Source organism: Kribbella sp. NPDC054772 (assembly GCF_053611945.1).
Map to the genome: position 1 here is coordinate 90,411 of NZ_JBSHBJ010000019.1, position 19,208 is coordinate 109,618.

Annotated in this window: 20 protein-coding genes; 12 read left to right on the forward strand and 8 right to left on the reverse strand. The window is 69.6% G+C overall.

Features of this window, described 5'->3' with window-relative positions:
* Positions 1 to 144: 144 nt before the first annotated feature.
* The 4 genes from ACWGID_RS26395 to ACWGID_RS26410 are packed head-to-tail and all read left to right on the forward strand — an operon-like array spanning position 145 to position 4,310.
* Positions 145 to 1,341 (forward strand): ABC transporter permease, encoded by a 1,197-nt coding sequence (locus ACWGID_RS26395; protein WP_452200882.1) that lies wholly within the window; start codon positions 145 to 147, stop codon positions 1,339 to 1,341.
* The gene (locus ACWGID_RS26400) at positions 1,338 to 2,627 is read left to right on the forward strand and encodes an ABC transporter permease (RefSeq protein WP_452200884.1); all 1,290 of its coding nucleotides are present in this window, start codon (positions 1,338 to 1,340) and stop codon (positions 2,625 to 2,627) included. Before ACWGID_RS26395 ends, ACWGID_RS26400 begins: the two co-directional genes overlap by 4 nt.
* On the forward strand, positions 2,602 to 3,033 hold the full coding sequence (locus ACWGID_RS26405; RefSeq protein WP_452200886.1) for a cytidine deaminase: 432 nt from the start codon (positions 2,602 to 2,604) through the stop codon (positions 3,031 to 3,033). Before ACWGID_RS26400 ends, ACWGID_RS26405 begins: the two co-directional genes overlap by 26 nt.
* A complete protein-coding gene (locus tag ACWGID_RS26410; RefSeq protein WP_452200888.1) occupies positions 3,033 to 4,310 on the forward strand; it encodes a thymidine phosphorylase in 1,278 nt (425 codons plus the stop codon). Before ACWGID_RS26405 ends, ACWGID_RS26410 begins: the two co-directional genes overlap by 1 nt.
* Here the strand turns inward: ACWGID_RS26410 and ACWGID_RS26415 are convergent.
* From ACWGID_RS26415 to ACWGID_RS26425, 3 genes are all read right to left on the reverse strand, one after another.
* Positions 4,268 to 4,909, reverse strand: a complete 642-nt coding sequence (locus ACWGID_RS26415; RefSeq protein ID WP_452200890.1) for a DUF998 domain-containing protein — start codon at positions 4,907 to 4,909, stop codon at positions 4,268 to 4,270. The two genes, ACWGID_RS26410 and ACWGID_RS26415, sit on opposite strands and share 43 nt — an antisense overlap.
* Before the next feature lie 1,062 nt (positions 4,910 to 5,971).
* On the reverse strand, positions 5,972 to 6,634 hold the full coding sequence (locus ACWGID_RS26420) for a hypothetical protein (RefSeq protein ID WP_452200892.1): 663 nt from the start codon (positions 6,632 to 6,634) through the stop codon (positions 5,972 to 5,974).
* Positions 6,635 to 6,731: 97 nt separating this feature from the next.
* The gene (locus tag ACWGID_RS26425) at positions 6,732 to 7,331 is read right to left on the reverse strand and encodes a uridine kinase family protein (RefSeq protein WP_452200894.1); all 600 of its coding nucleotides are present in this window, start codon (positions 7,329 to 7,331) and stop codon (positions 6,732 to 6,734) included.
* 68 nt (positions 7,332 to 7,399) lie between these two features.
* Here ACWGID_RS26425 and ACWGID_RS26430 point away from each other — a divergent pair, with 68 nt between their 5' ends.
* The gene (locus ACWGID_RS26430; protein WP_452200896.1) at positions 7,400 to 7,843 is read left to right on the forward strand and encodes a hypothetical protein; all 444 of its coding nucleotides are present in this window, start codon (positions 7,400 to 7,402) and stop codon (positions 7,841 to 7,843) included.
* On the opposite strand, the gene ACWGID_RS26435 is transcribed toward ACWGID_RS26430, so the two are convergent.
* Positions 7,803 to 8,591, reverse strand: coding sequence for a phosphotransferase (locus ACWGID_RS26435; protein WP_452200898.1), 789 nt, complete (start codon positions 8,589 to 8,591; stop codon positions 7,803 to 7,805). The two genes, ACWGID_RS26430 and ACWGID_RS26435, sit on opposite strands and share 41 nt — an antisense overlap.
* A gap of 6 nt (positions 8,592 to 8,597) precedes the next feature.
* Entirely contained in the window at positions 8,598 to 9,557 is a 960-nt protein-coding gene (locus tag ACWGID_RS26440) for a sugar-binding transcriptional regulator (RefSeq protein WP_452200900.1), read from the reverse strand.
* 147 nt (positions 9,558 to 9,704) lie between these two features.
* Between ACWGID_RS26440 and ACWGID_RS26445 the strand changes: the two genes are divergently transcribed.
* From ACWGID_RS26445 to ACWGID_RS26470, 6 genes are all read left to right on the forward strand, one after another.
* A complete protein-coding gene (locus ACWGID_RS26445) occupies positions 9,705 to 11,072 on the forward strand; it encodes an ABC transporter substrate-binding protein (protein ID WP_452200902.1) in 1,368 nt (455 codons plus the stop codon).
* A 12-nt stretch (positions 11,073 to 11,084) separates the two neighbouring features.
* Positions 11,085 to 12,047 carry a carbohydrate ABC transporter permease gene (locus ACWGID_RS26450; protein ID WP_452200904.1) on the forward strand — a complete coding sequence of 321 codons (963 nt, stop codon included), beginning with the start codon at positions 11,085 to 11,087 and terminating at the stop codon, positions 12,045 to 12,047.
* Positions 12,048 to 12,120: 73 nt separating this feature from the next.
* Positions 12,121 to 12,966 carry a carbohydrate ABC transporter permease gene (locus ACWGID_RS26455; RefSeq protein ID WP_452200905.1) on the forward strand — a complete coding sequence of 282 codons (846 nt, stop codon included), beginning with the start codon at positions 12,121 to 12,123 and terminating at the stop codon, positions 12,964 to 12,966.
* Positions 12,963 to 14,426, forward strand: coding sequence for a mannitol dehydrogenase family protein (locus ACWGID_RS26460; RefSeq protein ID WP_452200907.1), 1,464 nt, complete (start codon positions 12,963 to 12,965; stop codon positions 14,424 to 14,426). Before ACWGID_RS26455 ends, ACWGID_RS26460 begins: the two co-directional genes overlap by 4 nt.
* A 10-nt stretch (positions 14,427 to 14,436) precedes the next feature.
* The gene (locus ACWGID_RS26465; RefSeq protein ID WP_452200909.1) at positions 14,437 to 15,900 is read left to right on the forward strand and encodes an FGGY family carbohydrate kinase; all 1,464 of its coding nucleotides are present in this window, start codon (positions 14,437 to 14,439) and stop codon (positions 15,898 to 15,900) included.
* Positions 15,901 to 15,954: 54 nt separating this feature from the next.
* Entirely contained in the window at positions 15,955 to 16,446 is a 492-nt protein-coding gene (locus tag ACWGID_RS26470) for a YkvA family protein (protein WP_452200911.1), read from the forward strand.
* Between the two features lie 21 nt (positions 16,447 to 16,467).
* On the opposite strand, the gene ACWGID_RS26475 is transcribed toward ACWGID_RS26470, so the two are convergent.
* Together ACWGID_RS26475 and ACWGID_RS26480 are read right to left on the reverse strand one after the other, a co-directional pair.
* Entirely contained in the window at positions 16,468 to 16,752 is a 285-nt protein-coding gene (locus ACWGID_RS26475; RefSeq protein ID WP_452200913.1) for a hypothetical protein, read from the reverse strand.
* Positions 16,749 to 17,492 (reverse strand): sulfite exporter TauE/SafE family protein, encoded by a 744-nt coding sequence (locus tag ACWGID_RS26480; RefSeq protein WP_452200915.1) that lies wholly within the window; start codon positions 17,490 to 17,492, stop codon positions 16,749 to 16,751. Before ACWGID_RS26480 ends, ACWGID_RS26475 begins: the two co-directional genes overlap by 4 nt.
* An 82-nt stretch (positions 17,493 to 17,574) precedes the next feature.
* Between ACWGID_RS26480 and ACWGID_RS26485 the strand changes: the two genes are divergently transcribed.
* Positions 17,575 to 18,450 carry a LysR family transcriptional regulator gene (locus ACWGID_RS26485; RefSeq protein ID WP_452200917.1) on the forward strand — a complete coding sequence of 292 codons (876 nt, stop codon included), beginning with the start codon at positions 17,575 to 17,577 and terminating at the stop codon, positions 18,448 to 18,450.
* Here ACWGID_RS26485 and ACWGID_RS26490 read toward each other — a convergent pair.
* Positions 18,447 to 19,151, reverse strand: coding sequence for a TetR/AcrR family transcriptional regulator (locus ACWGID_RS26490; RefSeq protein ID WP_452200919.1), 705 nt, complete (start codon positions 19,149 to 19,151; stop codon positions 18,447 to 18,449). The genes ACWGID_RS26485 and ACWGID_RS26490 overlap by 4 nt on opposite strands.
* Between the last annotated feature and the right edge of the window lie 57 nt (positions 19,152 to 19,208).

Consider the following 19,208-nt stretch of genomic DNA (forward strand, 5'->3'; position numbering starts at 1 on the left):
GGGTGTTTACGCCCCCGCGCGGGTGGCCGGCCGCTCCCGCCCGCCCCCCCCCGCCCCCGAGGGGGTCGGTGCCGGGCCCCCCGCCCCCACCCCCCCCCCCCACGACGAGGCGATCGAACACCCGACCACGTTGGGAACCATCTGATGAGCACTGAGACAGATGCCGTGCCGGCGCCCGCGCCGGCCAAGGAGCCGAAGCAGTCCGGCCTGCCGAACTGGGTGGTGCAGGGCCTGGTCTCGCTGAGCGCGATCGTGCTGGCGCTGCTGGTCGGGGCGATCCTGATCATCGTCAGCGACGATCAGGTGCAGGCCGCGGTCAAGTACTTCGGCGCCGCGCCGATGGACACCGTCTCGGCCGCCCTGAGCGCGGTCGGTGACGCGTACAAGGCACTCGCGGTCGGCGCGTTCGGCGGGCTGACACCGATCAGCGAATCGTTGACCCAGGCAACTCCGCTGATCTGCGGCGGTCTCGCGGTCTCGCTCGCCTTCCGCACCGGTCTGTTCAACATCGGTGCCCAGGGCCAGCTGATCATGGGCGCGATCTTCGCCGCGTACGTCGGGTTCGCGTGGCACCTGCCGGCGGGCCTGCACCTGATCGTGGCGATTCTCGCCGGGCTGCTCGGTGGCGCGATCTGGGGCGGCGTCGTCGGCTTCCTGAAGGCGCGGACCGGTGCGCACGAGGTGATCGTGACGATCATGCTGAACTACGTCGCGATCTACCTGCTGGCCTGGCTGCTCACCACGTCGACGTTCCGCCGGCCGGGTCGTACGGACCCGATCTCGCCGATCGTCGACGCGAACGCGCAGTACCCGCAGTTCGGGGGCACCCGGCTGCACGGCGGATTCATCCTCTCGGTGCTGGCCGCGGTCTTCGTCTGGTGGCTGCTGAACCGGTCCACGATCGGGTTCGAACTGCGGGCGGTCGGTGCGAATCCTGACGCGTCCCGGACCGCCGGGATGTCGGTCGGCCGCGCCTACGTGATCGCGATGGTGGTGGCCGGTGCGCTGGCCGGTCTGGCCGGCACCCAGCAAGTGTTGGGTACGGATCTACCGCTGACAGACGGTGTCGCGGCGTCGGTCGGGTTCGACGCGATCACGGTCGCGCTGCTCGGCCGCGGTACGCCGTTCGGCACCGTGCTCGCCGGTCTGTTGTTCGGCGCGCTGAACGCGGGCGGTCTGCAGATGCAGCTGATCACGCAGACCCCGCTGACCCTGACCACTGTCCTGCAGGCCGTGATCGTGCTGTTCGTCGCGGCTCCGGCGCTGGTGCGCTCGATCTTCCGGTTCCTGCCGAAGGAACGCGGTACCGGCCCGGTTCTCGCGAAGGGGTGGAACGGATGAGCGAGACGACTCCCGACGCCGTACCCGAGGCAGCGGAGAAGCCGCAGGTCATCGAGGGGCCGGCGGAGCGGACCCGGCGGTTGCGCGTCGGTTCCCTGATGGTGCTGTTCGCGCTGATCGGGCTCGGTCTGGCGATCTTCACCAAGGGCGGCAAGGCGACCTTCCAGCTGGTCTCGGGCGACCTGCAGCACAACCTGCTCGGCGTCCCGGCCCAGTTCACCGCGCTGGTGCTCGCCATCTTCGGCGTGATCGCGGCCGGCGCGTTCCTGCTCCGCCGGGTTCCGCAGTCGTACTCCGGCTACCTGGCGACTCTGCTCGGGATCTGCTTCATCGGCGCGTTCCTGTGCTGGGCGGCGGCCGGGAAGACCTTCCCGCTGGCCAACCAGTTCCAGGGCACGCTGAACTTCGCGACGCCGCTGATCCTCGGCGCGCTGGCCGGCGTGATGTGCGAGCGGGCCGGCGTCATCAACATCGCGATCGAGGGCCAGTTCCTGGTCGGCGCGTTCACCGCGGCGGTCGTCTCGAGTACGACGGGCAGCGGCGCGGTGGCCCTGATCGCGGCGGCCGCGACCGGGGTACTGATGGCGGCGCTGCTGGCCGTGTTCTCGATCAAGTACCTGGTCAACCAGGTCGTGCTCGGCGTCGTCCTGGTGGTGTTCGCGACCGGTATCACCGGCTTCCTGTTCGACCAGTTCCTGCAGAGCGACTCGGGCAAGCTGAACAACCCCGAGGTGCTGTCGGCGATCAAGATCCCGGGGCTCGGCGACATCCCGTTCATCGGCCCGATCCTGTTCAACCAGACGATCCTGGTGTACCTGATGTACATCGCGGTCGTGGTCGTCACGTTCGTGCTGTTCCAGACCCGCTGGGGCCTGCGGATCCGTGCGGTCGGCGAGCACCCGAAGGCCGCCGACACGGTCGGTATCAGGGTCAAGCGGATCCGGTACTCCGCGGTGCTCGCGGGCGGCATCCTGGCCGGTCTCGGCGGCGCGTTCTTCACCGTCGGGTACGCCGGTTCGTTCAGCAAGGAGATGACCGCGGGCAACGGGTTCATCGCGCTGGCCGCGCTGATCATGGGCCGCTGGCACCCGATCGGCGCGACGATCGCCGCGTTGTTCTTCGGGTTCGCGACCCAGTTGCAGTCGCAGTTGCAGATCATCCAGACGCCGATCCCGGGGCAGTTGCTGCTGATGGCGCCGTACCTGGCGACGATCATCGCCGTGGCCGGTCTGGTGGGTCGGGTGAGAGCTCCAAAGGCCGATGGTGAGCCCTACGTCACCGAGTAGTCCCGACGGCGGCGCGGGCCCGGTCGACTGGGAGCTCCTCCGGGCCACCGCCCTCGAGGTGATGGGCCGGGCCTACGCGCCGTACTCGGGCTTCCCGGTCGGTGCGGCGGCGCTGGTCGACGACGGCCGGGTAGTTGCCGGGTGCAACGTCGAGAACGCCTCCTTCGGGATCACGCTGTGCGCCGAGTGTGGGCTGGTGTCGGAGCTGCACCGGACCGGTGGCGGGCGGCTGGTGGCGTTCACCTGCGTGGACCGGCACGGAGATCTGCTGACGCCGTGCGGGCGCTGCCGGCAGTTGCTGCACGAGAACGGCGGTCCGGGACTGCTGCTGGAAACGCCGAGCGGTCCGCGGGCCCTGCGTGAGTTGTTGCCCGACGCGTTCGGGCCGGAGGACTTGGAGAACTGATGAGTTTCGACGTGGTGGACGTCATCCGGGCCAAGCGGGACGCCGGGGAGCTGAGCGACGGGCAGATCGACTGGGTGATCGACGCCTACACCCGCGGGCACGTCGCGCACGAGCAGATGTCCGCGCTCGCGATGGCGATCCTGATCAAGGGCATGAACCGGCGCGAGATCGCCCGCTGGACCGCGGCGATGATCGCGTCCGGTGAGCGGCTGGACTTCAGCACGCTGTCCCGGCCGACCGCGGACAAGCACTCGACCGGCGGGGTCGGGGACAAGATCACGTTGCCGTTGGCCCCGTTGGTGGCGGCCTGCGGGGTCGCCGTACCGCAGTTGTCCGGGCGCGGCCTCGGGCACACCGGCGGGACGCTGGACAAGCTGGAGTCGATCCCGGGCTGGCGCGCCGCGCTGTCGAACGACGAGATGATGCGGCAGCTCGAGGACGTCGGCGCGGTGATCTGCGCGGCGGGTGACGGGCTGGCCCCGGCGGACAAGAAGCTGTACGCGCTGCGGGACGTGACCGGTACGGTCGAGGCGATTCCGTTGATCGCCAGCTCGATCATGAGCAAGAAGATCGCGGAGGGCACCGGGGCGCTGGTGCTGGACGTGAAGGTCGGCTCCGGGGCGTTCATGAAGCACCTGGCGGACGCTCGGGAGCTCGCCGAGACGATGGTTGCGCTCGGCACCGATGCCGGGGTGAAGACGGTGGCGCTGCTCACCGACATGTCCGTGCCGCTCGGGCTGACCGCCGGGAACGCGCTGGAGGTCCGCGAGTCGGTCGACGTACTGGCCGGCGGCGGACCGGCCGATGTGGTCGAGCTGACCATTGCCCTCGCCGCCGAGATGCTCACCGCGGTCGGCGTCACGGACGTCGACCCCGCGGAAAAGCTCCGGGACGGTACGGCGATGGACGTGTGGCGGGCCATGATCGCGGCGCAGGGCGGGGATCCCGCTGCCGAACTGCCGGTCGCTCCCGAGCAACACGTCGTACCTGCTCCTGCTTCTGGGGTGCTGTCGAAGCTCGACGCGCTCGCGGTGGGGGTCGCTGCGTGGCGACTTGGCGCCGGGCGGGCTCGTAAGGAGGACCCGGTGTCGGCGGTGGCGGGCGTCGAGATGCACGCGAAGCCGGGCGACCGAATCCAGGAAGGCCAGCCGTTGCTCACCTTGCACACGGACGACCCGTCACGGATCGAGCGCGCGCTCGAGTCCCTGACCGACGCGGTAGCGGTCGCAGACGCCTACGAGCCGGGCCCACTGGTCATCGACCGCGTCACCGCCTGACCAGCGAGGATCAGCCGCAGGGGCAGGGCGAAGGCGGTCACCCGTTCCATCCCGCCGACGCCCAGCCCCAACCCGTGGTGGGTGAAGTGCAGGACCATCGAGCTCATCCCGAGCGCGCCGAGTCCGACGCCGTACCGCCTGATGCTTGCCAGCGGTCCGGTCCGGAGGAAGCCGGTCAGCAGTAGCGCGAGGTTGCCGAAGGCGAAGATCGGGAACGCGCCGCCCAGCACGTGCAGATCCTCGTTGACGTCGGCCGGCGACAACCCAGCCACCATCCACCCGGCGCCGGTCGCCACCAGCAGCAGCCGCACCGTCCAGGCTGCGACCGTCTGCGGCCAGGCGGTGTGTGTGAGCACCGTGCCGAGGATCATCAACACCCCGCCGGCGGCGAACGACACATTCATCACTGGGTGCAGCGGCGAACAGACATAGCGCCCGTTGAAGTGCCCACAGTGCACGTTCCCGAGATCGCTGATGTTGTTGGATCCCCAGCTGTACGGCGTCTTCCACGCCAGTTGCACCACCACCATCACCACGAAGAACTGCCCAACCCCAACGATCCAGTTCACCGCACCACAACGCGCCGCAATCTTCTCCACCCACCAGACGCTAAGAGCCGCATGCCGCTCCCGCGCTGGCTCGCAGACCCCACCCCAGGTAGCCCCCACGCGACCCCATCTCGCCCGGGCGATCGGCAGCTCGACAGGTAGTGCACCCGCTATACGCCGTACGCGCGACCCCGTTCACGCTCAAGTGCACTACCCCCACCCCCGACACCTCCTGTCGACCTGCAGCTCCCGCCCCTCCAGCCGCCACAAGCCCCTCCGCTCCGCCGCGCGACGGGACATCCAACCGGAAGCCGATGTAAGACCGGGAGCGGATGTACGACCGGGAGCGGACGCCGGCGCGCGGGACGGGATGCCCGTCCGGGAGGGGTTATCCGCTCGAGGCGGGGGTTCTCTGCTGGTATGGCATGGGAGAAGCCCCAAGACGAGGGGATATCCCCTCGTACGGCGGTGGTCGGCTGCGGGCGGTGTGGGCGCGCGGCGGGGTGCGGGCGCTGTGGGTGGGAGCCATGTGCGGGAGGGGATAACCGCTCGGGTGGGGGGGGTTCTCTGCTGGTATGGCAGGGGAGAACCCCCAAGACGAGGGGATATCCCCTCGTGCGTCGGTCGCCAGTCGGGGGCCGGGGCGACGCGCGGCGGCCGGGCGTGGGTGCGGCCTGCGGACCAGCACACCCCAGCCCCGGCCGGCGCAGGCTTCGCCGATCCGTCGCGCGGTGGGAAGTCGCGCGAGGGGAAACCGCGCGGGAGGGGATGTCTGCGCGGGAGGGGTTATCCGCTCGAGGTGGGGGTTCTCTGTTGGTGTGAGAGTGGAGAAGCCCTAAGGCGAGGGGATATCCCCTCGTACGGCGGTGGTCGGCTGCGGGCGGTGTGGGCGCGCGGCGGAATGCGGGCGCTGTCGGCGGGGGCCGTGGTGCAGGCGGGGCCCGGGTGCGCGCCGAGGTGTGGGCGCTGTGGGTCGGAGCCGAGTGCGGGAGGGGATAACCGCTCGGGTGGGGGGGTCTCCGCTGGTATGGGAGGGGAGACCCCCAAGACGAGGGGATAACCCCTCGTACGCGACCGTGGCCAACTGCATGCCGGCGGGGCGGGGCGGTTGGGTTAGCTGGAGGTGGTGGTTAGGCGGGTTTGTTGTTCTTTGGTGAGGGCGGTGATGAGGGGGGTGTCGGGGGTGAGGGTGGTGCCGAGGGGGGCCGCTTCGCGGATGGTTAGTTCGGCGACGATGGGGCCGATGGTGAGGCTGGCTTCGGCGATGGCTACGGACTGGTCGGCGGCGCCGTCGTACTCGACCCGGGCGTCCGAGAGGGCGTCGGGGAGGTCGAACGGGTGGTCGTGGGTGTCCTGGCTCCACAGCCCCTTCTGCAGGGCCTTCGCCTTCGCGGCGGAGCTGGTCTTGAACAGTTGCAAGGTGTAGCGCTTCTTCTTGTCGGGGCTCAGCCGGGTCGCCCGGTACCCCTCGACGAAGCCCGCGTTCAGCAGCAGGGCGCGGTCCAGGGCCGGGTTGGCGGACCACGTGTTCAGGAAGGCGGTCGCGGTGAACGGGCCGGTGCCGTTGCGCGAGTCCGCGACGTACCCGCGGGGGAGCGCGGCGAGCGCGGCCAGGGAACCTCTCGCGGCCTTCTCGGCCGGACCGTTCAGCGCGGAATGCCTCGCGGGTGGCGTCTGGACGCCACCGGACGACGTGCCGTCCTCACTCCCGCAGGCGGTGACTGACAGCAGTACTGCGGTTACTACAACGGCAACGCCTGGCGCAGTCCGCTTCACGGTCCCTCTCCGTCCGGCCACTCGCCCCCGAGCGCATCCGACCAATCCGAGGCCGATGGCATCAGAAGTTGGTGAACTCCAGGCGAACAGTCTTGATTTACTGAGACGCGGACCGCGTGAGAAGCGTCTCGATCGCCCGCCGGGCGGCCTTCGGGTGCATCGGTGTGCAGCCGGCCTCGACGCAGCGGCGGACCACCTGCGGATCGTCGCGGAGCAGCAGCAACCCGCGCCGGAGCAGCGTCAGCGGAGGTTTCCGGCGCTCGCGGAGGTCGCGCTGGAACCGCCGCGCGAACGTGACGAGCCGGTGGTGCCGGACGCAGATCCCCGTGGCGAGCAGGCCGCGTTCGGCGAGTGCGCCGGTGATCTGGTCGGCGAAGATGCCTTCGGCAACGAGGAGTGGGGCGTCGCCGGTGCTGACCGGGCGGTGGCCGACGGTGCCGTCGGCGGCGATGTCGTAGATCGGGAGGTCGGCCGATCCCGTCGTACACAGCTCCTCGAGGGCCGCGACGGCGCGGTCACCGTCCCAGGAGCGCGGGTCGTCCCAGTCGACGATGCCGAGCGGGGAACGCGGCATGGCCTCGTCGTCGCCGTCGCGGTAGAAGTCGTCCAGCCGGACCACGGGCAGCCCGACCTGCTCCGCCAGGCGCGACTTCCCCGCCCCCGAAGGCCCTGCCAGCAACACCACCCGTGAACGCACCGGCACATTCTCTTCCACTTCCTGCAGTAACAGCCAATCCCGTGTGGCGATAATCAGGTGTGCCGAAGATGAAACTGGGGGCCGTGGCGTACGGGCTGGCGGCGATCGGAATGACCGGGGGCGTCGTGCAGATGCTTGCGCGGCACGGTGCTTGGGGTGACGTGCACGGATGGGTCTTCGGCGGACTGGTGGCCGTGGTCGCGGCCTCGGCTGTGCTGCTGGCGGTCGGGGCGGTCACCCGGCGCGGGCTGATAGCGAACGACGGTCCGTGGATCTGCCGGAAAGGCTGGACCGTGATCGTCGGGCTGACGGCCGCCGGCTTCGTTCTGACCCTGCTGTCCGACGCCTACCTGCCGTGGCTCCCGACAGGTTCGGTGGTCTTCTTCCCGAGCTGGATTCGGCGCATGCAGGAGAGCTATTGGGAAGGCCGCGTCGAAGCCGAGGTACAGGCAGTTCGGGAGCGCAACGGCGTCATAGCAGAGCCTGTCGAAGTACGTCGTTCTGACTCTTGAACCAGGTGTTGGTGCGGTCGGTGAGGTCAGACTCGCCGGTGGTCCAGCGTTGGTGGAACCACGGGTGCCCGGTCTCGGCGCCGCGGCGTACGTAGTCCATGCACCAGACGTGGTTGTCGGCTGCCGCGTCCACCAACCGCACCCGGTCCGCCTGGGTCAACCCGTAGGTGTCCGCGAAGCGCCGCAAACGAGCCGCCGACCGACCTCGGCGTACGTCGTGAATATCCGCGTCCGGACGCAGCGGCGCCCACAACCGCACCGCGGTCGCGACGTCCCACAGCGCCGACCCGGGCCCGGCGAGATCGAAGTCGATCAGCGCGACCGCGACGCCGTCCCGGAACACCACGTTGTCGAGGTTCGGGTCGTTGTGGCTGATCAGCCCGGTGACGTAACCGGACGGCACCGGCTCGGCCCACTCGAGTCCGACCGGCCGGAAGTCCGCCACCGCGTCGTGATAGTCCCGCAGCAGCAGGGCCACACTGTCCAGCGCCGCGTCGGTCATCGACCAGTCCGGGTACGGCGCAGTGACGGTCTCACCCGGCAAGTACGACAGCACCTCGCGCCCCTGCGAGTCGATCCCCAGGTACGTCGGCGCGCCCGTGAACCCGGCACTCTCCAGGTGCTCCAGCAGCGCGTGGGTCGCCGTACTGCTGGCACGCAGCGGCCGCCGGACGGTGTCCCCGACCCGCACGACCAGGCCGCGGTTCGCCGTACCGCCGAGCAACTGGGTCTCCACCTCAGCAGGCATCGCCGGTCAGTGTGACTCGTCGAGCAGTGCCTTCGCCAGGGGTGCGTGGGTAACGATCCCGTTGACCAGCCCGCTGCGGACGGCGGCGCGCACCGCCGCGACCTTGGCCAGACCGTACGGAATCGCGATCACCTCGTCGATCTTGTCCATCTGTTCCGCGTTGATCGCGATCACCCGGTCGGTGACGCGGCTCTGTACGGCCTGACCGTCCGCGTCGACGAACACCCCGGAGATGTCCGCGACGACGCCGCGTTTGGCCAGCTGTTCACAGGCCTTCTCGTCCATCGCGTCGTACAGCGTCGACTGTCCGGCCGACCACGACCCGAGCCCGACGACAGCCTTCGACACCGAGTCGAAATGGCTGATCGCCTCGGCCACCTCGGGCTGCTGCCGGAGCGCGCGAGCCGTCGCCGCATCCGGCACCACGAGCGGCGCATAGAACAGGTACGCCGGACCGCCGGACAGGCGAGCGGTGTGACGTACGAGCTCCACCGAGTTCGCCTCGACATCGGGACGGGTCAGGGCACCGGTCAGCTGGACCACCGGCACCGGCGCGAGCGTGGTGAGCTGCTCGGTCATCGCGGTCACCGCCCGCGCCCACGCGAGGCCGAGCACGTCCTCGGCCGTGACGATCTCGGAAAGTAGATCAGCCGCGGCCTTGCCGAGCTGGGTCCGCAACGCCGGCTCGTCGACCTCGGGGGTGTCCACCACGATCGCGCGGCGCAGACCGAGCGACTCCTGCAGCCGCGCGGACAGGTCGATGTCGATCGCGCCCGGGTGGCTGATCTCGATCCGCACCAGCCCGCTGCTGCGCGCCTGGTCCAGCAGTCGCGCGACCTTGAACCGGCTGAGCCGGAACTCGTCCGCGATCTCCACCTTCGACCGCCCGTCGACGTAGTACCGCCGCGCGACCGACGCGGTGAGTACCAGCTGAGCCGGCCCGAAGGCACCAGCGCTCGACTCCATCACAGCCTCCCCGCTCATATGAGCACGTGTGGACCCAAGTGTTGCACAGACCCTTGACAGGTCAAGGGGCTTCCCGGTCTACTCATGCTGTGAGCGGAGGCGTGCTCAAATGAGCGGGCCCGAGGCGGAGCGGCAAGGGAGTGGCTCGTGCTGAGTAGGCGCAAACGCATCGGAGCGGTCGGGGTCGCATTCCTGGTGAGTGCGGTCAGCGGCTGTGCGGGCTGGGGAGGCGGAGCCGGCGGTGGTGACAGCGCGGACAGCATCAACGTGCTGATGGTGAACAACCCGCAGATGGTCGACCTGCAGAAACTGACCGCCGAGAACTTCACCAAGCAGACCGGCATCAAGGTGAACTTCACCGTGCTGCCGGAGAACGACGTCCGGGACAAGATCAGCCAGGAGTTCTCCAGCCAGGCCGGTCAGTACGACGTCGCGTCCGTGAGCAACTTCGAGATCCCGATCTATGCCAAGTCCAAGTGGATCGCGCCGCTGTCGGACTACATCGCCAAGGACTCCGCGTTCGACCAGGGCGACATCCTGAAACCGATGACCCAGTCGATGACCGGTGAGGACGGGAAGATCTACGGCGAACCGTTCTACGGCGAGTCCTCGTTCCTGATGTACCGCAAGGACATCCTGGCCGCCAAGGGCGTGACGATGCCCGCGAAGCCGACCTGGCAGGAGGTCGCCGACATCGCGGCCAAGGTCGACAACGCCAAGCCGGGGATGCGCGGCATCTGCCTGCGCGGCCAGCCCGGCTGGGGCCAGCTGTTCGCTCCGCTCACCACAGTCGTGAACACCTTCGGCGGCACCTGGTTCACCCAGGACTGGCAGGCGCAGGTCGACTCGCCGGCGTTCACCGAGGCCACCAAGTTCTACGTCGACCTGGTCCGCGCGCACGGCGAGGCCGGCGCGCCGCAGGCCGGGTTCACCGAGTGCCTGAACAACACCATCCAGAGCAACGTCGCGATGTGGTACGACGCCACGTCGGCGGCCGGATCGCTGGAGGCACCGAACTCGCCGGTCAAGGGCAAGATGGGCTACGCGCCGGCGCCGGTCGTGAAGACCGACAGCTCCGGCTGGCTGTACGCGTGGGCGTGGGGCATCCAGGAAGCGTCGAAGAAGAAGGACAACGCCTGGAAGTTCATCTCCTGGGCCTCCGGCAAGGACTACGAGCAACTGGTCGGCGAGAAGGTTGGCTGGTCCAACGTTCCGGCCGGCAAACGCACGTCGACGTACGCGAACGCGGAGTACGTCAAGGAGGCGGCGGCATTCGCCGAGCCGACCAAGCAGGCGATCGAGAACGCGGACCCGAGCAACCCCGGCACGCAGCCACGGCCGGCGCCCGGGATCCAGTTCGTCGACATCCCGGAGTTCCCGGATCTCGGGACCCAGGTCAGCCAGGACGTGAGCTCGGCGATCGCCGGGCGGATGAGCGTCGACAAAGCCTTGAACCGCGGGCAGGAGCTCGCCGACGACGTCGCGGAGCGGTACCGCTCGCGCGCAGCGAAGTGAGGGGTGCAGTTCATGTCCGTCGACGCGAAACCTGACACAGCGACCCGGCCGAAGCGGCACGCGGCACCACCCGGCTCCGAGGGCACAATCATGCGCAAGGCCGGCGACTGGGCCCGGCGCGGTCCGTTGCTGCCGGCCCTGGTGTTCATGATCATCGTGACCCAGCTGCCGTTCGTGGTCACGATCGTGGTGTCCTTCATGGACTGGAACGCCTACTACCCGGACGAGCGCGGGTTCGCCGGCGTGGACAACTTCCGCCGGGTGCTCACCGACGCCAACACCCGGCACGCGATCCTGGTGACGATCCTGCTCACCGCGGGCGTGGTGCTGCTCAGCCTCGTACTCGGTCTCGCGATCGCGCTCCTGCTGGACCGCAAGTTCCGCGGCCGCGGCGCGGTCCGGACGATGATGATCACGCCGTTCCTGGTCGTCCCGGTCGCCGCCGCGCTGCTGTGGAAGCACGCGCTGTACAACCCGACGTACGGCTTGTTCAACGGGGTGCTGAAGTGGTTGTTCGGTGAGAACGCCCCGCAGCCGGACTGGATCAGCAACCAGCCGCTGTGGTCGATCATCTTCGCGCTGGTCTGGCAGTGGACGCCGTTCATGATGCTGATCCTGCTGGCCGGTCTGCAGAGCCGTCCGCTCGACGTCATCGAGGCGGCCGGGATCGACGGCGCGAACCAGTGGGAGATCTTCCGCTACATGACGCTGCCGCACCTGCGCCAGTACCTGGAGCTGTCCGCGCTGCTCGGCTCGATCTACGTCGTCCAGAACTTCGACGCGGTGTTCACGATCACGTCCGGCGGCCTCGGTACGGCGAACCTCCCGTACACGATCTACCAGACCTTCTACACCGCCCACGACTACGGCCGGGCGTCGGCGGCCGGCGTGATCGTCGTGATCGGCACCATCGCCATCGCGACGTTCGCCCTGCGGTCGGTGTCCACGCTGTTCCGAGAGGAGACCGGTCGGTGAATGAGCGAAGCGAATTCACAAGAAAGCACAGTGCGCGTCGCGAAGCGGCGCCCGGAGCGAAGCGAGGACGACGTTGAGCGGCCAGGTCACGATTGTGACGGGCAAGAAGAACCGCGGTGGTGGGTTCGTCCTGAGCGGGCTGGCGTGGATCGTCGGGATCCTGTTCGTGCTACCGGTGGTCTGGATGTTGCTGACGTCGTTCCACTCCGAGGAGAACGCGGCGAAGAACCCGCCGGACCTGGGCGCGCCGCTGACGCTGGACGGGTACCGGTCGTTCTTCGACAGCGGTCCCTGGCCGTCGATCGCGAACTCGTTGACCGCGAGCATCCTGTCCACGGTGCTGGTCCTTCTGCTCGCGTTCCCGGCGGCGTACGCGCTGTCGATCCGGCCGGTGAAGAAGTGGACCGACGTGCTGTTCTTCTTCCTGTCCACGAAGATGCTGCCGGTGGTGGCAGGCCTGCTGCCGATCTATCTCTTCGCGCAGTCGGTGCACTTCCTGGACAACATCTGGCTGCTGATCATCCTGTACACGTCGATGAACCTGCCGATCGCGGTCTGGATGCTGCGCAGCTTCCTGTCCGAGGTCCCGGTGGAGATCCTCGAGGCGGCCTCGGTGGACGGCGCGTCGCTGACCCGCACGCTGCGATCCGTGGTCGCACCGGTGGTCACGCCGGGGATCGCCTCGGCCGCACTGATCTGCTTCATCTTCAGCTGGAACGAACTGCTGTTTGCCCGAGTGCTGACCGGCACAGTGGCGCAGACGGCGCCGGTGTTCTTGACTGGGTTCGTGACAAGTCAAGGATTGTTCCTCGCCAAAGTCTGTGCCGCGTCGATCGTGGTGTCGCTGCCGGTGCTGATCGCCGGGTTCGCCGCTCAGGACAAGCTCGTCCAGGGTCTGTCGCTGGGGGCGGTCAAGTGAGACTGACGACCACAGCTCTCGGTGCCCTCGGCAATGAGGTCGGCGTCCCGACGTACGACCGGACGGCGGTGACACCCGGCATCGTGCACTTCGGCGTCGGCGGCTTCCACCGCGCGCACCAGGCGATGTACCTGGACCGGCTGATGAACGACGGCAAGGCCCTCGACTGGGGCATCGTCGGCGTCGGCGTCCTCCCGCAGGACCGGCGCATGTACGACGCCCTCGCGGCGCAGGACCACCTGTACACGCTGGTGATCAAGCACCCGGACGGGACCCTGGAGCCCCGCGTCATCGGGTCGATCGTCGGGTACCTGTTCGCGCCGGACGACCGCGAGGCGGTGCTGGCCCGGATGGTCGACCCGGCGACCCGGATCGTGTCGCTGACGATCACCGAGGGCGGGTACCACGTCAACCAGGTGACCGGTGAGCTCGACACCTCGGACCCGGCGCTCGCCGCGGACCTGGAGCCGGGCGCGACGCCGGGGAGCGCGTTCGGGTTCATCGTCGAGGCGTTGCGCCGGCGGCGCGAAGCCGGCGTACCGCCGTTCACCGTGATGTCGTGCGACAACATCCCGGGCAACGGGCACGTGGCGCGCAAGATGCTCGCGTCCTTCGCGCGGCTGAAGGATCCGTCAGTGGCCGAGTTCCTGGAGACCGAGGTGCGGTTCCCGAACTGCATGGTCGACCGGATCACGCCGGTGACCACGGACGCGGACCGGGAGGCGCTGGCCGAACGGTTCGGGATCGAGGACGGCTGGCCGGTGGTGTGTGAGCCGTTCACGCAGTGGGTGCTCGAGGACGACTTCGGTGGCGTGCGGCCGCCGTACGAGGATGTCGGCGTCCAGATCGTCGAGGACGTCGAGCCGTACGAGCTGATGAAGTTGCGGCTGCTGAACGCGTCGCACCAGGCGCTGTGCTATCTCGGTTTCCTGTCCGGCTACCGATATGCGCACGAGGTGTGCCAGGACAAGCTGTTCGTCGACTTCCTCCTCGCCTACATGGACAACGAAGGTACGCCGACGTTGCCGCCGGTACCCGGGGTGGATCTGGACCGGTACAAGCACCAGCTGATCGAGCGATTCGCGAATCCCGAAGTACGGGACACGCTCGCGCGGCTGTGCGCGGAGAGCTCCGACCGGATCCCGAAGTGGCTGCTGCCGGTGGTGCGCGAGCAACTCGCGGCCGGGCGGGAGATCACCCGCTCGGTACTCGTGGTCGCGTCCTGGGCGCGGTACGCCGAGGGCGTCGACGAGGAAGGTCAGCCGATCGAGGTGGTCGACCGGTTGCGCGACAAGCTGGTCGAACGTGCGCAGCACAACCGCGAGGATCCGCTGGTGTTCATCTCGGACCCGGACCTCTTCGGCACGCTGGCGTCCGACGAGCAGTTCGTCACGCAGTACAAGGCCGCGTTGAAGTCCCTCCACGAGATCGGCGCCCGCGCCACCCTCGAGTCCCTTTAGTCTGGCTTCTATGACTGAGCTGAGGCTGGTGGCCGGGGTGGACTGCTCCACCCAGGCGACCAAGGTTCTGGTGTGCGACGCCGAGACCGGAGCGGTCGTTCGCGAAGGGCGGGCGCCGCATCCGGACGCGACCCAGGTGGACCCGGCGGAGTGGTGGAAGGCGTGGGAGACCGCGTCGGACGGGCTGCTCGACGGCGTCCAGGCGATCGCGATCGGCGGACAGCAGCACGGCATGGTGCTGCTGGACGACTCTGGTGAGGTCGTTCACCCGGCCGTGCTGTGGAACGACACGAGCTCGGCCGACGCGACCACCGAGCTGATCACCGAGCTGGGCGGCCCCGAGGCGTGGGCCGAGGCCGTCGGCTCGGTGCCGGTCCCGAGCTTCACCGTCACGAAGCTGCGCTGGCTGCGCGATTCGGCCGCAGACGATCCTGCAGGCGATGCGCTGGGCGAGGCCCGTCGCGAGGCGGTACGGCGGGCCGCGGCCGTCGTACTGCCGCACGACTGGATGACACAGCAGCTGGCGGCGGACCGCAAGGGCATCGAAGGCATCACCACCGACCGGGGCGATGCCTCCGGGACCGGGTGGTGGGCGCCGTCGACGGACAGCTATCGCACCGACCTGGTCGAGCTCGCGTTCGGACGTTCGCTCGAGCTGCCGCGGGTGGCCGGCCCGGCGGAGATCGTCGGGCAGACGGCCTTCGGCGCCGCGATCGCGGCCGGTACGGGGGACAACGCAGCCGCCGCGCTCGGCCTCGACCTGCAGCCCGGCGACGTCGCGGTCTCCCTCGGCACGAGCGGTACGGCGTTCGCCCGGTCCGCGCACCCGACGAAGGACGCGTCCGGTCTGGTCGCCGCCTTCGCGGACGCCACCGGCGAGTACCTGCCGCTGGTCTGCACGCTGAACGCGGCCCGCGTGATGTCGGCGACCGCGCAGATGCTCGGTCTGGAACTGTCCGCCTTCGACGAGGCCGCGATCACCTCGCCCGGCAGCAACGGTCTGGTCCTGCTCCCGTTCCTGGACGGCGAGCGTACCCCGGACCTCCCGCACTCGACCGGCCTGATCTACGGCCTGACCCGCGCCACGATGCAGCCTGCGACGATGGCCCGCGCCGCCGTCGAGGGTCTGCTCTGCGGCTTGGCGGATGCCGTCGACGCGCTCCGCGACCAGGGGCTGCCGGTCCGCCGCGTGCTGCTCCTCGGCGGCGGTGCCCGCTCCCGCGCCGTCCAAGCCCTCGCCCCGGCCCTGCTCGGCGCCGACGTCGTGCTGCCCGAGCCGGCGGAGTACGTCGCCCTCGGAGCGGCCCGCCAGGCAGCCTGGGCACTGTCCGGCGCCAACACCCCACCCACCTGGAACGTCCCCCTCAGCAAGCCCGAGCCGGCCATCACCGTGAACGCCGAAAAGATCCGCGCCGACTACGAACAGGTCCTCACCAACACCCGCCCCCTCCTCGCCCAGCCTTACAACCAGTAACTGCCCGGCTCGGCGCGAGGGGCGGGGCCTGGAGTCTCGCCCTACCCTGGGTGGATGGTGTACTTCGGTGGGTTGCTCGGTGTGATCGGGCTGCTGACTTTGGTGTTCCGGCACGGGGACGTGTTCGGTGTGCCCGGCGTGGCGGTGGGGATCGGGCTGCTCGTCATCGGGATCGCGGTCGGGGCGCTCGGCGTCGTCCGGCGGCGGGTGGTGCGGCGGCGGAAGATCGAGCGCGGCGAGCCGGTGCCGGTCGGGAACGTGATCGAGCGGGCGAAGGCGCTGCCGCGGCTGCTGCGCGACGTACGCCGGGGCGCGTACACCGACCTGCCGCGGACCCGGACCTTCCTCTGGGTGCTCGCGATCGTCTACCTGATCTCGCCGATCGACATCCTGCCGGACCTACTCCCGGTCATTGGTGTCACCGACGATGCCGGCGTCGCGGTCTGGCTGCTCACCAGCGTGTCGACCGCGGCCGGCCTGTACCTCCGCAAGGAACGTGAGCAACTCCCGCACGAGCCGCCCCGCGGCCGCCGCGCCACCCCGTAGCCAGTCGCTGTGGGGAGGCTTTCAGTCCCGAATCGGGCAGGAATCCTCCGCAGTGGCGGCACCGAGCCAGTGAGCGATGTCCTCGGCGGCTTCGTCGGGTTGCTCGTAGGCGAAGCGCTGGAGGGGATCGGGTGGGAGTTCGGGTGACGTGAGGCGGTCGGCAGCGGCGACGAGCTGTTGCGCCGCCGCGAGCACGCGCGCCGCCTGGGCGGTGGCCTCGGCGGGATCGTGCAGCGTGGCGACCGCGGTCGCCAGGTCCGCGACCTCACAGGCCTGATACGCCATCGCGAGCTGGGCGCGGTTCATCCGAAGGCTCGCACGAAGAAGATCGCCGTCATCGCGACCGCGGTGCCGAGCACCAGGCCGCGCAGCACCAGCGGAGCCAGACGGCGTACGAGATGGGCGCCGAAGTAGCCACCGGCGACCGCGCCGGCGAGTAGCGCGACCAGGTGGACCGGCTGGGACAGGACGTCGGCCGCGAACACGAAGATCACCGCGGCGGTCAGGTAAACGGCCGCGACCTGGATGACCCGCAGCGGGTTGCCGCGGGCCGGATCAAGGGTCGTCGTGGCGGTCCAGAACGCGAGCATCATCAGCCCGACCGCGCCGCCGAAGTACCCGCCGTAGATCGCCAGCACGAACTGCCCGATCAGGATCGCCGCCGGGCCGGGCTTGCCGAGCCGCAGCGCGGCCGTCAGCCGCTTGCCGAACGCGAGTACGACGGTCGCGAACGCGAGCAGCCACGGCACCGCCGCGTCGAAGGAAGCGGACGGCAGCAATAACAGCAGTCCCGCGCCGATCGCGCCGCCGAGCACACTCGCGAGCGTTAGCCGGGCCGGCGACGGGTGCGCGAAGCCCTCGATCTCCCGCCGGTAGACCCACGCGCTGGTCGCGTTCCCGGGCAGCAGCGCGACGGTTGTGGTCGCGTTCGCGGTGACCGGAGGCATCCCGGCCGCGACGAGGGCGGTGAGGGCCACGAAGCTCCCGCCGCCGCCGACCGCGTTCAGGGCGCCGGCCGCGACACCGGCCAGGAGGATCAGCAGCACCCTTCGAGGATCAGGGGTCGGCGCGCTCGCCACAATGCGCGATTCCCGTAGCCAGCCTCAGTCTGAGACGTAGGCTGAGCTCATGCGGTACGACCTCGACGACCTCCGGCTGTTCACGCATGTTGCGGCGGAAGGCTCGATCACCGCCGGCGCGCGGGTGATGCACCTCAGTCTGCCTTCGGCCAGTGCGCGGGTCAGAGCACTCGAAACGCAGGCCGGCGTACCGCTGCTCGTGCGCGAGCGCCGCGGTGTCCGGCTGACCCCGGCCGGCGCCACCCTGGCTCGACACGCTCGGGAGGTGCTCGCCGAAACCACTCGTCTGGACAGCGCGGTCGCGTCGTACGCCGGCTCTCGGTCGGCACCCATCCGCCTGGTCGCGGGCGGGTCCGCGATGCACCAGCTCGTCCCCCTCGCGCTCGCCACGTTCCTCCGCGATCATCCCGAGTACGACGTGAACGTGAGCGAGCGCCGTACCGTCCGGATGGTCCGCCTGCTCGCGGCGGGTGAGGCGGATCTCGGTGTGATCCTCGACGACGAGCCGACCCAGCTACGGACCGAGCCGCTCGCCGACGACTCCCTGGTTGTGATCGGCCAGGCCGGCGGCACCCTCTCGGGCCGCGCCTCGATCGCGTACGCCGAAGTCGCGGAGCACCCGCTGGTCGGACTCGACCGCAACTCGCCGCTCAGCGAATGGATGGACGACCGCCTCGGCCCGCACGCCCCCGTGCCGCGCTATCGGACGCTCGTCCCGACCCTGCACGCGCTGATCATTCTCGCGACCGCCGGCGCCGGACTGGCCGTCGTGCCGCGCCGGGCCGTGCACGCGAACGCCGAGGTCGACATCTGCCCGTTGCAGGACGCCTGGTCCACCCGCGGCCACTTGATCTGTTACGCCGCCGACGCTCCGGACTCGGTCAACCTGCTCGCCGAACACCTGCACGCGGCGGCACGTCTCTAGCTGGGCAGCTGGGCTCGGATGCCGTCGATCAAATAGCCGAGGCCGAGGTCGAAGATCTCGGAGGCTTTGCGGTGGCGGGCGTCGTGCACCCATTCCGCGAGCACGGGGTACTTCCCGGTGCCGAACATGCGGGTCAGGTAGGGACCGGTGGCGTGCTGGAACTGGTGCCGGTCGAGGCCGCTCGCGCGTTCCGCCCGGCGCTCGGTGACCTCCTTGCGGACCGCACCGACCAGGTAGACGTTCACCGCTTCGAGCGCGCCGGACAGCGCGTCGATGTCGTCAAGACCGGTGGCGCGCAGCGCGGACAGCGACGCCTCGGTGTGCGCGAGGGCGGCCGGACCGAACCGCGGCCTGCCGCCGAGGAGGTCGGCGAACCACTCGTGGCGCAGCGCCGCGTCGCGGAGTCCGGTCGCGATGGACCTCAGGACGGCGTCCCAGGTCGCTCCGGTGGGCGGCGGAAGCTCGGCGTACACGGCGTCGACCATGAGCTCGAGGAGCTCGTCCTTGGTGTCGACGTACCGGTAGAGGCGCATCGGGCCGGCGTCGAGCGCGGCGGCGACCTTGCGGAGCGAGACGGCCTCCAGGTCCGCGGCGTCGGCGAGCTCGATCGCGGCCCGGACGATGCGTTCCCGGCTGAGCGGACTCGGACGCCGCCGCTCGGCCGGCTCGGGGCGCTCCCAGATCACGGGGTTGTCCGTCACAGGCAGGAACAATACACCGACCTCATGCGATACAGTGTATTTCTCAATACAGTGTAT